The following is a 13,126-nucleotide window of genomic DNA, read 5'->3' as shown; positions in this document are numbered from 1 at the left end:
CCGGGGTGGATCAGGCGGTACTGTCTGCGGCTACGGGGGTGGTCTCCGCTGTTGCGGAGGGTGCCGCCGCCAATGACGATTCCATGCTGGGAAACATCACCAAATGCGTCACCTCCAGCCTGATCCCTATCCATTCGCCGACCGCATGATCGTGATGCGAGGGCACCAGTGAAAGCAGTTGCTGGCCGTTCTCCAGTGCCAGGGTGTAGAGAAATTCCGCCCCCCGGAATGACTTGCGTACTACGCGTGCCTGCAATGGCGAGGCGTCGTCGTGCATCACATCGTCAGCGCGCAGCAGCACATCGACCTGCGTTCCCTCTGCATTGACGGCATCCTCCGGCACCAGGCCGCGCAATAGTCCCGCTGCCGTGCGGACCTCGATGTCTGTCTGGGGACCGGTGCCCGCCGCAGGCTGCACTTCCCCCCGCAGCAAGACCCCATGCCCGATGAAATCGGCCGCAAAGCGGGTGGCCGGGCGGTGATACAGGGCGTACGGCGTATCCCATTGCTCCAGCCGGCCCTGCCGCATCACGCCCACCACATCGGCCACCGCAAAGGCTTCCATCTGGTCGTGCGTCACCATCAAGGCCGTGGTGCCGGTGCGCTTGAGGATGTCGCGCACGTCATGGGCCAGGCGCTCGCGCAGTTCCACGTCCAGGCTGGAAAACGGTTCGTCCAGCAACAGCAGGCGCGGTTGCGGGGCCAGTGCGCGTGCCAGCGCGATGCGTTGCTGCTGGCCACCGGAGAGCTGGTGCGGGAACTTGCGGCCGGCCTCGGGCAGGCCCACCAGGGCCAGCATCTGCGCCACGATCTCGTCACGCTGCGCACGCGCCATGCCGCGCAAACCAAAGCCGATGTTGGCCGCCACGTCCAGATGCGGGAACAGCGCGAAATCCTGGAACACCATCCCGATGCGCCGCGCCTCGGCCGGCACGCGTACGCCATCGCCTTCCAGCAACTGCCCATCGAGCCGGATGCGGCCCGACTGCGCCGCTTCCAGCCCGGCTACGGCGCGCAACAGGCTGGTCTTGCCGCTGCCGGAGGGGCCAATCAGCGCGCCCAGCTCGCCCGGCTGCAGGCGCAGCGAGACGGCCTCGACGGCAGGGTGGGCAGTGCGGGGATAACGGATGCTGACGTGTTCGACTTCCAGAAACATGGGCAGGCTCGATGAAATGGTTACAATTCGCGTTTGTCTCGGAGTGCGCAGTGTAGCGCATGGACCGCAGACTTCTCCTGGCAATTCTTTCTTCTGGCCGCTTTTCGCTATGCACATCATCGGTTTGCTCGCTGTCCTGATCGCCTTGCCGCTCTTCGGCATCCTCGCTGCCTGGTTCGGTCTGGATGCGGCCGGCATCGACAATCTGCGCCAGCAGATGCAGACCGTGCTGCCCGGCTACCTGGCCACCTCAGGCTGGCTGGCGCTGATGGTGCCGCTGGGGGTGGTCATCGTCGGTGGGGCGGCTGCGGTGACGGTGAGTCTGTTCGAGTTTCGCGGACGGCAGGCGCTGTCCTGGGCCTTGCTCTTGCCGATGGCCATGCCGGCCTACGTGTCGGCTTACGCCTATACCGATTTCCTGCAATACGCGGGCGCGGTGCAGAGCACGCTGCGCGGCTGGTTCCCGGGCTGGCGCATGGACGTGCGTGGCTTGCCGGGGGCGGTGTGCATGTTCGTCTTCACGCTCTATCCCTACGCTTACCTGCTGGCGCGCAATGCACTGTCCGAGCGCGGCATGCAGCTGATGGAAGCGGCGCGCATGCTGGGTACGCCCCTGTCCGAACGCATCGGCCGCGTGGCCTTGCCCCTGGCGCGTCCGGCACTGGCGGCCGGCGCCGCGCTGGCGCTCATGGAGACGCTGGCCGATTACGGTGTCTCGGCCTACTTCGGATTGACCACCTTCACCACCGGCATCTACAAGGCCTGGGTGGTGCTGGATGACCGCATCGCTGCTGCCCAGTATGCCTCGCTGCTGCTGCTCTTCGTGGCGGTGCTGCTGTGGCTGGAGCGGCGCGAGCAGGGGCGCATGCGCTTTGCGCCCACACGTGGCGGGCGCGGCGCGGAGGGTGCCGAGGCGCAGCTGCCGCAGTTGTCACGCCCGCATACGTTGATCGCATGGGTGGTGTGCGGCCTGCCGGTGGTGCTGGGTTTCGTGCTGCCGGTGGCGATCCTGTTGCAGTTGTGGGCCGGGCAGTGGGGCCGTCCTGATGCGGCCATGCCCGCCTTCGATCTGACCCGCTATGCCGGCTGGGTCTGGAACAGTTTCCGCTTCGGCGGCATGGCCGCAGCGGCGGCCATCCTGCTGGCGCTGGGCCTGTGCTTCGCGCTGCGCCGCGCGCACCTGCCGCCTTTGCAGGGTGCCGTGCTGCGGCTGACCGCTCGGCTGGCGGGGATGGGCTATGCCATTCCCGGCTCGGTCATCGCGGTCGGCATCCTGCTGCCGGTGGCCTGGTTGCAGGCACTGTGGCCGACGGCGGGCCTGGGTGTGCTGCTCACGGCCAGCTCGCTGGGCGTGATCTACGCGTATCTGGTACGCTTCACGGCGGTTGCGGTGCAGTCGGTGGAGTCCGGCTACACGCGCATTCCGGCCAGCCTCGATGAAGCGGCGCGCACGCTCGGCAGTTCGCGCGCGGTGATTGCCTGGCGCCTGCACATGCCGTTGTTGTGGCGCTCGCTGGCGGTGGCGGCGCTGATGGTGTTCGTCGATGTGGTCAAGGAATTGCCGGCCACCTTGCTGTTGCGGCCCTTCGATACCGATACCCTGGCCGTGATCGCGCACAACCTGGCGCGCGACGAGCGTCTGGGCGAGGCGGCGCTGCCCGCCTTGTCCATCGTGCTGGTGGGACTGGCGCCGGTACTGCTGGTGATGCGGGCGCTGGACGGCAAGCGCCGGGCGGACTTGCAAAGCGCGGTTGCGCCCTCATAACGCAAGCACGCGAAGACCAACAAAGGGCGTAGCCAGGGGGCTGCGGCCACTCTCTGGAGAAACCATGAGCCAATACGATTACGACCTCTTCACCATCGGCGGCGGTTCCGGCGGCGTGCGCGCGGCACGCTTCGCCGGTCAGGCCGGGGCCCGCGTGGGCCTGGCCGAGAAGGGCGATCTGGGCGGCACCTGTGTCAACGTCGGCTGCATTCCCAAGAAGCTGATGTCCTACAGCGCCCATTTCCACGAGGATTTCGCCGATGCCGCCGGTTACGGCTGGACCTTGCACGGCCAGCCCACCTTCGACTGGTCGGCCCTGATCGCCAACAAGGACCGCGAGATCGCCCATCTCAACGATATCTACCAGCGCCTGCTCGACGGTGCCAACGTGAGCCTGCATCGCGGCTTTGCCACGGTGGAGGATGCGCACACCGTCAGCGTCGAGGGCAAGCGCTTCACTGCCCGCCACATCCTGGTGGCCACCGGCGGCCATCCCGACAAGCCGCAGATTCCGGGCAGCGAGCTGGGCATCACCTCAGATGATTTCTTCCACCTCAAGGGCCTGCCGAAACGCGCGGTGGTGCTCGGCGGCGGCTACATCGCGGTGGAACTGGCTTCCATCCTGAATGGTCTGGGCACCGAGGTCACGCTGGTCTATCGCCGCGAACGCCTGCTGCGCAACATGGATGCGGACCTGGGTATCCACCTGGCCGATGAAATGGCCAAGAAGGGTATCCGCCTGGTCTTCGATGCCAGCATCGCCGCCATCGAAGCACCCCATGCGGGTGAGGACAGCGTCAAGCAGGTGCGCCTGACCAACGGCGAGACCCTGGCCGCCGAGTGCGTGCTCTTTGCCACCGGACGCACGCCCAATACGCGCGGGCTGGGGCTGGAGAAGGCCGGTGTCACGCTCAAGGACAACGGCGCCGTGGTGGTCAATGAGCAATTCGAGAGCAGCGTCGCCTCGATCCTGGCCGTGGGCGACGTGATCGATCGCGTGGCCCTGACGCCGGTCGCCCTGGCCGAGGCGATGGTGGTGGTGGCGCGTCTGTTCGGCAAGGGCGAACGGGTCATGTCCTATCGCAACATTCCGACAGCAGTCTTCAGTCATCCCAATGTGGGCACCGTGGGACTGACCGAAGAACAGGCGCGTCGCGAGCATGGTGAAGTAAAAATCTTCAGAACGGACTTCAAGCCGCTCAAGAACACCCTCTCGCGCAATACCGAACGCACCTTCATGAAGCTTGTGGTCGATTCCAGGACCGACCGGGTACTCGGCGTCCACATGGTCGGCAGCGATGCCGGCGAAGTGATCCAGGGCTTTGCGGTAGCCCTGCAATGCGGCGCTACCAAGGCGCAGTTCGACAGCACCATCGGCATCCATCCGACCTCGGCCGAGGAGTTCGTGACCATGCGCACACCCGTGGCCTGAGTCCGCCATCGTCGCGCAGAGCAAAAAGGGGATGCAGCCGCATCCCCTTTTTGCATCAGGCCCGATATGCAGGGCTCATCGCCATAGCGCATAGCCGATGCGCAGTTGCGGATGGTCCTTCTGGTTGTAGGTCAGCAGGCTCTCGCCATAGCCGTAGAAGTAGCTGGCCATGAGGTAGCCGGCGGTGCCCGGCAGCAGACGCGAGAGCGGGTAGGTGAGCTGGGTTTCGGCGCTGTACTTGCCACCGAGCTTGCCCTTGCGCAGCGTGGTCGCCACTTCCATTCCATCGGGTTTGCCATAGGCCAGTTTCAGGTCCAGGTGGCCGCGATAGTCGGCGATGTCGGGATTGTCGCGGGTGGGGCCGAGATAGGCATAGACCTTGGGCGCGACCTTGAAGTGATAGTCGTTCAGATTGCCGAAGTTGAAGGTCGGCTCGACGAAATAGGTGTTGATGCTGCGCGAGGCGGTACCGTCGCGGCCATTGGATTCGTGCTCCAGGCCGGTGGCGATGCCGATACGGCTGAAGACGCCGTTCTGGATGCCCACGTCGGGCAGGTAGTAATACAGGCTCGGACGATAGCTGGTATCGCGGAAGGGCGCCGAGGGCGCCGACAGGTCCCATAGCGAGAATTGCGTATAGCCCAGATAGAGATTGTCGAGCAGGCTGCGCGAGCGCGGATCGTCCGGTACGAACACGCGGAACTTGAAACTGAGCTGGAAGCGGGCATTGGTGTCGCCATTGTTGTGGCCCACCGTGAAATACATCGGCTCATTGAAGGACAGCCGACGATTGTTGGAGAGGATGTCTTCGGCCGCCGGGGCGCTGTCGGTGGGCGAGGCATTGGCGCCGGGTGTGAGTACCGTGGCCGAGGGCGCCACCGGTGCCACCTTGCTGGTCGAATCGGCCAGCGGCGTGTTGATCAGGTCGGGCGATTCCGGCAGGGGCCCCAGCGAGGCATCCGGACGTACCACCGCCACCAGTACCGGCGAGGCATCGATGCCGATGGGCTCGATGCGCACCATGCCGCGCAGGCGGCGCGGCAGCTCGCCGCGATACCGTACCTTGCGGAATTGCCCTTGTTTGAGGGTCAGGCTGTCCTCGCCATCGACGCGCCGCAGGGCGATCTGCTGCGGCGGGATCATGTCGGCCGAGGCCGCCACCAGCAGCGTGGCGGGCAACTGGTAAGTGCGTTCGGCCTGCTCATCCTCGGCGACCAGCAGGGTCAGTTCCAGCGGCTTGCTGGCGTCGATACGCTTGGGCGGCTGCACCATCGAGATGCCGGCCTGCGCTGGCGCAGCCAGCCACCAGGGCGCGGCCAGACCGCACAGGGCCAGCATCACGCGGCGCGACAGGCGATTGCGCACTGGCAGACACTCTTTTTCCGGGCGCGGGCGAGATTGGGATAAGCTGAGCATATTGTCCTTGTTGTCAGTTTGTTGTGTTTTGGTGACTTTTTGTTTTGTTGCAGATTGTCCTGTGGCGTGCTGCGCCTGCCAGGCTGCAATGCGCGCACTGCCGTGTGAACAGATCGATGGCATTGCATAAAGTTGCCATTTCATCGTCATCTTCTGCGCATGGGATGCCCGGCATGCGCGCAATAAGGGACGGACGATCATTCCGGGTTGCACACGGTCGATGACTGTTGCCGGTTTGCCTCGTCCAGGAGACGATTGTTCACCTGAAAATGGCAACATGACAACGGGTATTTCCTGATTGTGTGACAATGCGGCGCCTTCTAAGCTTCATGGCAAGTCGTTCATGTTGCCAAGCTGTCTGCCTTTTTGCCTTTTTCCTTTTGGCGACGTTTGCTCAATTGATGTCCTGATACGCACTACCCATCGACATGCTCATCGCTACCTACGACAAGCTGCTGGTTGTCGTCTCGCTGCTGGTTGCCATCCTCGCCTCCTATACGGCGCTGGATATGGCCGAGCGCATCAATACCACCAGCCATCAGCATTCGCGCGCGGCGCGCTTCTGGCTCGCCGGCGGGGCGGTGGCCATGGGCGTCGGCATCTGGTCGATGCACTTCATCGGCATGCTGGCCTTCCGCTTGCCCATTGCGCTGGGCTATGACGCCTGGATCACGCTGCTCTCGCTGTTCATCGCCGTGGCCACCTCCGGCTTTGCGCTGTGGATCGTCACCCGCAGCGAGCTGCCGCTGCGGCGGCTTCTGGGCAGTGCGCTGCTCATGGGCATGGGCATTGCCGGCATGCACTACACCGGCATGGCGGCCATGCGCATGCAGCCCGGTATCGATTACGACCTGGGACTGTTCGCGGCCTCTATTCTGATCGCCGTGGCGGCGTCGGCGGCGGCGCTGTGGATCGCTTTCAGCCTGCGCAGGAATACGCCGCACGTGCGGGCGGCCCGTGCCGGTGCCTCGGTGGTGATGGGCGTGGCCATCGTCGGCATGCACTACACCGGCATGGCGGCCGCCACCTTCCCCATGGGTTCAGTGTGCATGTCCGCGCGCGAGGGCGTGGGCACGGGCTGGCTGGCGATCCTCATCATCGTGGTCACGCTGGCGGTGCTGACCATCGCCTTGCTGACCTCGGTGCTGGATGCACGGCTGGAGTCGCGCACCGCCAAGCTGGCGCGTTCCCTGGCCGAAGCCAATGAAGAACTGACGCAGATGGTGCTGCACGACCAACTGACCCGGCTGCCCAACCGCACCTTGCTGGAAGACCGGCTGACCCAGGCCATCAACAAGGCCGCGCGCAGCCGGGGACATTTCGCGCTGATGTTCATGGACCTGGATGGCTTCAAGGCCATCAACGATTCGCTCGGCCATCATGTGGGCGACCGCCTGCTGGTGGAGGTGGCGCAGCGTCTGACCGGGGCCATGCGCGCGCATGATACGGTGGCGCGCCTGGGCGGAGACGAATTCGTCATCCTGGTCGAACTGGGCCAGCCGGAAGACGCCATGCCGGTGGCCGAGAAGCTGGTGGAGGTGATCAACCTGCCGTTCCGCCTGGCCGAGCAGGATTTGCGCGTCTCGGCCAGCGTGGGCATTGCCATCTATCCGGAAGATGGCGCCACGCGCCACGACCTGGTCATCAATGCCGATGCCGCGATGTATCACACCAAGCGCGCCGGTCGCAACGGCTACAACTTCTTCGAACCTTCGATGAATGCCAATGCGCAGTACCAGCTGCAATGGCTGCAGGATTTGCGGGTGGCGCTCGAGCGCAAGCAGTTCCGGCTGGTCTACCAGCCCAAGTTCTGCCTGCCCGACGGCCCGGTGCTGGGCGCCGAGGCGCTGTTGCGCTGGCAGCATCCGCAGCGCGGACTGGTGGGGCCGGATGAATTCATCGGCCTGGCCGAGCGTTCCGGCCTCATCATCCCGATCGGCGCCTGGGTGCTGGATGAAGCCTGTCGCCAGATGCACGAGTGGCTGGCCCTGGGTTACACGCACTGGAAGATCGCGGTCAACCTGTCGCCGGTGCAGTTTGCCGATCCGCATCTGCTGGAGGTGGTGTGCGCTGCGCTGGAGAAACACCAGCTGCCGCCTTCGAGCCTGACGCTGGAGGTGACCGAATCGACGGCCATGAGCAATACCGAGCAAAGCCTGCAGACGCTGCAGAAGATCGCCGACCTGGGCGTGGAGATTTCCATCGACGATTTCGGTACCGGCTATTCCAGCCTGCTGTACCTGAAGCGCCTGCCGGCCAATGAATTGAAGATCGATCGCGGTTTCGTGCGCGATCTCAGCGAAGGCACCGAGGATGCCGCCATTGTCTCGGCCATCGTCGCCCTGGGCCGCACACTGAACCTGCGTATCGTGGCCGAAGGCGTGGAGACCGAGCGCCAGCAGCAGTTCCTGCATGAGGCCGGATGCGACGCCCTGCAGGGCTATCTGCTGGGACGACCGATGGCGCCGGACCTGTTCTTGCAGACCATGCGCGAGCAGACCCAGGACCAGCCGAGGCTGCCCACGGAGCACGCGCAGCACAAGACGGCGGCCTGAATTCACAAATTGGCCGTGGCATCGCCTGCTATTCCTCGGATTGGAAAAGCGAGCTTGATGCAAAGATCACGACATGGGGAAACGCAAGGCAGGCCAGCGTTTCAGGCAGGCTCCTGAGGGGGAGGTTGGGGCGGACGGCTCGTAGTGGCGTCCGTCCCTTTTTGTTGTGCGTGCCTGACGAGTGCGTCAAACGGGCCTCACAGCACCTTGCCCGGATTCATCAGGTGCTGCGGGTCCAGCGCCTGCTTGATGGCGCGCATCAGGCGCAATTCCACCGGCGACTTGTAGCGCAGGATTTCCTCGCGCTTCAAGGCTCCCAATCCGTGCTCTGCCGAGATCGAGCCGCCGAAGCGGTCCACGCTGTCATGCACCACGCGGTTGATGTCGCCCTGGCGCGCCAGAAAGTCGGCATCGGCCACGCCCAGCGGCGGCGAGACGTTGTAGTGCAGGTTGCCATCGCCCAGGTGGCCGAAACTGACCATGCGGCAACCCGGCGCCGTCTCCTGCACCAGGGCGTCGGTTACTTCCATGAAGTCGGCGATGCGCGAGATCGGCACCGAGATGTCGTGCTTGATGTTCTTGCCTTCATGCGCCTGCGCCATCGAGATGCTTTCGCGCAGTCGCCACAGCGCCCGGGATTGCGCCAGCGAGGCGGCGATCACGGCATCGTCGACCAGCCCCTCGTCGAGGGCCTCGCCGGTCAGGGTTTCGAAGAGGGTGCGAGCGTGTTCTTCGGATTCGTTGTCCGACAGTTCCAGCAGGACGTATTGCGGATGCGCCTGCGCAAAGGGCAGGCGCTGCTCGGGGAAATGCTTGCAGACCAGCTGCAGGCAGAAGTGCGACATCAGTTCGAAACCGGTGAGCGCCGAGCCGCAACGCGCTTGCGCCCGCTGCAACAGCTGCAAGGCCTGCGCCGGGGTCTGCAGCGCCACCAGGGCAGTCAATTGCGCGCGCGGTTGCGGGAACAATTTGAGCACGGCAGCGGTGATGATGCCCAGCGTACCTTCGGCGCCGATGAAGAGGTCGCGCAGGTCGTAGCCGGTATTGTCCTTGCGCAGGCCCTTGAGGCTGCTCATGACTTCGCCCGCGGCCGTGACCACTTCCAGCCCCAGGCACAGTTCGCGCGTGTTGCCATAGCGCAGCACGCCGGTGCCGCCGGCATTGGTGGAGAGATTGCCGCCGATGGTGCAACTGCCTTCGGCCGCCAGCGACAGCGGGAACAGGCGCTGCACCGCCGCCGCCTGCTCCTGCAGGTGTTGCAGCACGCAACCGGCTTCCACCGTCATAGTATTGTTGACCGGGTCGACCGCGCGGATGCGGTTCAGGCGGCGCAGCGACAGCACCACGGCATTGCCCTGCTGGTCGGGCACGCTGCCCAGCACCAGGCCGGTATTGCCGCCTTGCGGCACCAGCGGCACGGCGTGGCGGGCGCACAGCTGCACCAGCGCCGCCACTTCGGCGCTATCGGCCGGACGCAACACGGCCAGGGCGCGCCCGGTGTAGCGGCCGCGCTGATCGGTCAGGTAGCCGGCGGTGTCGGCAGCATCGGTGAGGACATGAGCGGCGCCGATGGCGGCCCGGCAGGCATCGAGGAATTCAGTCATGAAAGCGGCGCGCGCCACCTTGAGTGGCGCGCCTTGGTCGGGACAGAGGAGCTTACTGGGAGGCTTTCTGGATCGCCTGGCGGGCGATTTCCTTGGCGGCCTTCTTGAACGGATGCAGATAGGCCAGTGCGCAGAAGAAATACAGCGTCGTCAGCGCCACTTCCACCCAGGCCAGCATGGCCGAGGTGTGCACGCTGTCGCTGGTGGCGCGTACCAAGCCTTCGGCCAGGTAGACCAGGATCAGCATGGAGGACCATTGCAGCGTGTAGACATCGCGCTTCAAGACCCCGCGCAGCGGCAGCAGCAGCGGCAATACCTTCAACACCATCCATGAGCCGCCCGGTCGCAGCGGCGCCAGCACCAGTTCCCACGCCAGGCAGAGCAGGATCAGGGCGATCAGGCCGGAGCTGGCTCCGAGATGGAAGTAGCGCGCATGGCTGTTCATGATGGTCTCCGTAATTTGATGGCGTTTTCTGCCAGCCGTTTGCCCAGCGCGATGGCCAGAGAGCGCGAGTCGTCCGACAGCGGCTGGTTGCCGTTGACGCCCGCCCAGTGGCTGGCGCCGTAAGGCGTGCCGCCGCTGGAAGTGTTCATCAGTTCGGGATGCGAATAGGGCAGGCCCACGATGAGCATGCCATGGTGCAGCAGCGGCAGCATCATGCTCAAGAGCGTCGATTCCTGGCCGCCATGCAGGCTGCCGGTAGAAGTGAAGACGCAGGCCGGCTTGCCCGCCAGGGTGCCGGAGAGCCATTGCGGCGAGGTGCCGTCCCAGAAATACTTCATGGCGGAGGCCATGTTGCCAAAGCGCGTGGGCGAGCCCAGGGCCAGGCCGTCGCACTCGGCCAGGTCGGTGGCTTCCACGTAGGGCGCGCCGGATGCAGGGACGTCCGGTTCCACCGCCTCGGCGACGGTGGAGACCGCCGGCACGGTGCGCAGGCGGGCGTCGCAGCCGGGCACGCTTTCCACACCCTGGGCGATCAGCTCGGCCAGCTTGCGGGTGGCGCCATGGCGCGAATAGTAGAGCACCAGGATGGTGGCGTTGGAAGAAGCGTTCACGGCAATCGCAGTCGGGGAGGTGGTCATGTGACTTATTATATTTCCGTTCTTTTGTACCCAGACAGCAGGAAAAGGCAGTGTAGATCAGCTTTTTCTTCATCTGTACTTCATCTACACCAAGGGGAAGCAGAAACTTTCTTCCCCCTGTGCGTTTTTGCGGGATTTTGCCGCCCGCTTGGGCGATAATCGCCAAACTTGCCGTCATGCGGCGTGATTCAACCCCGATGGGGCGGCGCATCTGCTGATGTGGCGTTCCCCGCTGAAGTCGAACGGATGTCTTCTTTGCGTTTTTCCTTGTCCCGTATGCGTGGTCTGACCCGTGAGCAGTTGAGCGACCTGTTGCGCTTCGCCGGCCGGCGATGGCGCGAGGATCGCCTGCCGCAAGTGGCCGGCAGCCTGACCTTTACCACCATCCTCTCGCTGGTGCCGATGCTGACCATCGCGCTGGCGCTGTTTACGGCCTTCCCGCTGTTCTCGACCTTCCGGGCCTCGCTGGAAGCCTATTTCGTCGACAATCTCATGCCCAAGGGCGTAGCCAACACCATTCTCGGCTACCTGAACCAGTTCGCCGCCAAGTCGGCGCGCATCTCGGCCGTGGGCGGGGTGCTGCTGATCCTGACGTCGGTCTTGACCATGTCCACCATCGAGAGCGTGTTCAACCAGATCTGGCGCGTCAAGAAGTCGCGTCCGCTGGTACAGCGGGTGCTGGTGTACTGGGCCATCATCACGCTGGGGCCGTTGCTGATCGGGGTTTCCATCAGCGTGACCTCGTATCTTTCAAGCGCCACCGGCGGCGCCGTCAGAAGCCTGCCGTGGCTGGGGGCGAGCTTCTATACTCTGGTCTCGCTGATGTTCTCCACGCTGGCCTACACGCTGCTCTACAGCACCGTGCCCAACCAGACCGTGGACTGGCGCGATGCGGCCGCCGGCGGCCTGTTGGCCGGTATCGGCCTGGAAATCGCCAAGCGGCTCTTCGCCGCTTACATCCTGCAGTTCCCGACCTATACCATGGTCTATGGCACGGTGGCGGTGCTGCCGATCTTCCTGGTGTGGATCTACATGATGTGGATGATCACTCTCTTCGGTGCACTGCTCACGGCAGCATTGCCAGTGGTGCGTTATGAGCGCTGGTGGCACGTGCCCTCACCGGGCGCGGAATTCATCGATGCGGTCAAGGTCCTGAAATTCCTGCATGCGGCGCGGGTGGGCGTGGAGTCCGCCGTGGTCAGCATGGATGAGGTGCGCCGCGCCACCCGGCTGGGCCTGGGAGAACTGCAGCAACTGCTCTCGCGCATGAGCGAAGAGGGCTGGGTGGCCTCGGTCAAGCCCGATGCGGACAGCCGCAACCGTCGCGGCTGGAACCGCCGCATCACCGATGATATGGACCGCTGGACGCTGGTGGCCAATCCCGGCACCATCCAGCTGGCGCGGGTGTATCGCCTGTTCGTGTTCGACCCGACCGTACTGGCCCAGGCCGGTGAGGAAGAAGCCCTGGTGAGCCGGGTGGAAGAAGCCATCAATACCGTGCTGGGGCAATCGCTGCAACAGTATTGCCAGGCTGGCCGGGAGGCCGAGCAGGAGGTCGCGGCGACCGTGGCCGCCATGCCCCACGCAGCCGTACCGCTGGAAGCGCGGCGGCGCCTGTGGGAAAGATGAGGCGACCCGAGACCAGCCCCCCCGGATCGGCCGATGTTGGCTCTGATATGAAGTTTTCTAAAACGAGACTTGTCCGGTCAGCATTTGCCAGTACATCACCCAATCCCCCATGAAGGAATAGACCGGATGACGGAAGGTGGCCGGCTGGTTCTTCTCCACCATGAAATGCCCGACCCAGGCAAAACCGTAGCCGCAGAACAGTGCCACCGCCAGCCACCACCACTGATGCGTGATCAGCAGCAGCAACAGGCTCAGCAGCGCCAGCGTCGACCCGAGGAAATGCAGCTGCCGGTTGACCCGGTGCGCGTGCTCGCTCAGGTAGGTCGGATAGAACTCGCTGAAACTGGCGTAATGGCGTTCGGGCAGGGTGGCAGCCATGGTCTTCTCCGGAGAGTCCTGACCTCTCCAGATTAGTCAGCAGCGCGCTCGTTTGCAATCCTTGTGCTGAAGCAAGCTTCAGCTATCAAATGCAAATTCTGTATGGAA

General features: G+C 64.5%; 10 protein-coding genes. 4 read left to right on the top strand and 6 right to left on the bottom strand.

Going from position 1 to position 13,126, the window contains the following annotated elements; genetic code table 11:
* Positions 1-10: 10 nt before the first annotated feature.
* Positions 11-1,156 (bottom strand): ABC transporter ATP-binding protein, encoded by a 1,146-nt coding sequence (locus HWE01_RS15770; RefSeq protein WP_241822302.1) that lies wholly within the window; start codon positions 1,154-1,156, stop codon positions 11-13.
* 109 nt (positions 1,157-1,265) lie between these two features.
* Here HWE01_RS15770 and HWE01_RS15765 point away from each other — a divergent pair, with 109 nt between their 5' ends.
* Together HWE01_RS15765 and gorA are read left to right on the top strand one after the other, a co-directional pair.
* On the top strand, positions 1,266-2,921 hold the full coding sequence (locus HWE01_RS15765) for an ABC transporter permease (protein WP_241822301.1): 1,656 nt from the start codon (positions 1,266-1,268) through the stop codon (positions 2,919-2,921).
* A 64-nt stretch (positions 2,922-2,985) separates the two neighbouring features.
* On the top strand, positions 2,986-4,353 hold the full coding sequence (gene gorA / locus HWE01_RS15760) for a glutathione-disulfide reductase (protein WP_008330896.1): 1,368 nt from the start codon (positions 2,986-2,988) through the stop codon (positions 4,351-4,353).
* A 75-nt stretch (positions 4,354-4,428) separates the two neighbouring features.
* Here the strand turns inward: gorA and HWE01_RS15755 are convergent, their stop codons facing one another.
* Positions 4,429-5,691 carry a phospholipase A gene (locus HWE01_RS15755; RefSeq protein WP_034351147.1) on the bottom strand — a complete coding sequence of 421 codons (1,263 nt, stop codon included), beginning with the start codon at positions 5,689-5,691 and terminating at the stop codon, positions 4,429-4,431.
* A 506-nt stretch (positions 5,692-6,197) separates the two neighbouring features.
* On the opposite strand from HWE01_RS15755, the gene HWE01_RS15750 reads away from it, so the two are divergent.
* On the top strand, positions 6,198-8,324 hold the full coding sequence (locus HWE01_RS15750; RefSeq protein WP_241822300.1) for a putative bifunctional diguanylate cyclase/phosphodiesterase: 2,127 nt from the start codon (positions 6,198-6,200) through the stop codon (positions 8,322-8,324).
* A gap of 197 nt (positions 8,325-8,521) precedes the next feature.
* On the opposite strand, the gene HWE01_RS15745 is transcribed toward HWE01_RS15750, so the two are convergent.
* From HWE01_RS15745 to wrbA, 3 genes are read right to left on the bottom strand one after another with little or no spacing between them, the layout of a single operon-like run.
* A complete protein-coding gene (locus tag HWE01_RS15745; protein WP_241822299.1) occupies positions 8,522-9,928 on the bottom strand; it encodes an FAD-binding oxidoreductase in 1,407 nt (468 codons plus the stop codon).
* 52 nt (positions 9,929-9,980) lie between these two features.
* Positions 9,981-10,373, bottom strand: a complete 393-nt coding sequence (locus HWE01_RS15740) for a DUF2069 domain-containing protein (protein WP_008330879.1) — start codon at positions 10,371-10,373, stop codon at positions 9,981-9,983.
* Positions 10,370-11,011, bottom strand: a complete 642-nt coding sequence (gene wrbA, locus HWE01_RS15735; protein WP_241822298.1) for an NAD(P)H:quinone oxidoreductase — start codon at positions 11,009-11,011, stop codon at positions 10,370-10,372. Before wrbA ends, HWE01_RS15740 begins: the two co-directional genes overlap by 4 nt.
* Positions 11,012-11,287: 276 nt before the next feature.
* Here wrbA and HWE01_RS15730 point away from each other — a divergent pair, with 276 nt between their 5' ends.
* Positions 11,288-12,640, top strand: coding sequence for a YihY family inner membrane protein (locus HWE01_RS15730; RefSeq protein ID WP_241822337.1), 1,353 nt, complete (start codon positions 11,288-11,290; stop codon positions 12,638-12,640).
* 57 nt (positions 12,641-12,697) lie between these two features.
* On the opposite strand, the gene HWE01_RS15725 is transcribed toward HWE01_RS15730, so the two are convergent.
* A complete protein-coding gene (locus tag HWE01_RS15725) occupies positions 12,698-13,018 on the bottom strand; it encodes an Mpo1-like protein (protein WP_008330876.1) in 321 nt (106 codons plus the stop codon).
* Positions 13,019-13,126 lie beyond the last annotated feature (108 nt).

Source organism: Herbaspirillum sp. C7C8 (genome assembly GCF_022627875.1).
GTDB lineage: Bacteria > Pseudomonadota > Gammaproteobacteria > Burkholderiales > Burkholderiaceae_D > Herbaspirillum.
The sequence above is the reverse complement of the archived record's forward strand: the minus strand, read 5'-3'. Positions and strand labels throughout refer to the sequence as shown.

Excerpts from the sequence above, each read along its gene's own strand:
- HWE01_RS15730 (WP_241822337.1), top strand. The coding sequence starts at position 11,288 with ATGCGTGGTCTGACCCGTGAGCAGTTGAGCGACCTGTTGCGCTTCGCC.
- HWE01_RS15725 (WP_008330876.1), bottom strand. The coding sequence starts at position 13,018 with ATGGCTGCCACCCTGCCCGAACGCCATTACGCCAGTTTCAGCGAGTTC.
- HWE01_RS15745 (WP_241822299.1), bottom strand. The coding sequence starts at position 9,928 with ATGACTGAATTCCTCGATGCCTGCCGGGCCGCCATCGGCGCCGCTCAT.
- HWE01_RS15740 (WP_008330879.1), bottom strand. The coding sequence starts at position 10,373 with ATGAACAGCCATGCGCGCTACTTCCATCTCGGAGCCAGCTCCGGCCTG.
- HWE01_RS15765 (WP_241822301.1), top strand. The coding sequence starts at position 1,266 with ATGCACATCATCGGTTTGCTCGCTGTCCTGATCGCCTTGCCGCTCTTC.
- wrbA (WP_241822298.1), bottom strand. The coding sequence starts at position 11,011 with ATGACCACCTCCCCGACTGCGATTGCCGTGAACGCTTCTTCCAACGCC.
- HWE01_RS15750 (WP_241822300.1), top strand. The coding sequence starts at position 6,198 with ATGCTCATCGCTACCTACGACAAGCTGCTGGTTGTCGTCTCGCTGCTG.
- gorA (WP_008330896.1), top strand. The coding sequence starts at position 2,986 with ATGAGCCAATACGATTACGACCTCTTCACCATCGGCGGCGGTTCCGGC.
- HWE01_RS15770 (WP_241822302.1), bottom strand. The coding sequence starts at position 1,156 with ATGTTTCTGGAAGTCGAACACGTCAGCATCCGTTATCCCCGCACTGCC.
- HWE01_RS15755 (WP_034351147.1), bottom strand. The coding sequence starts at position 5,691 with ATGCTGGCCCTGTGCGGTCTGGCCGCGCCCTGGTGGCTGGCTGCGCCA.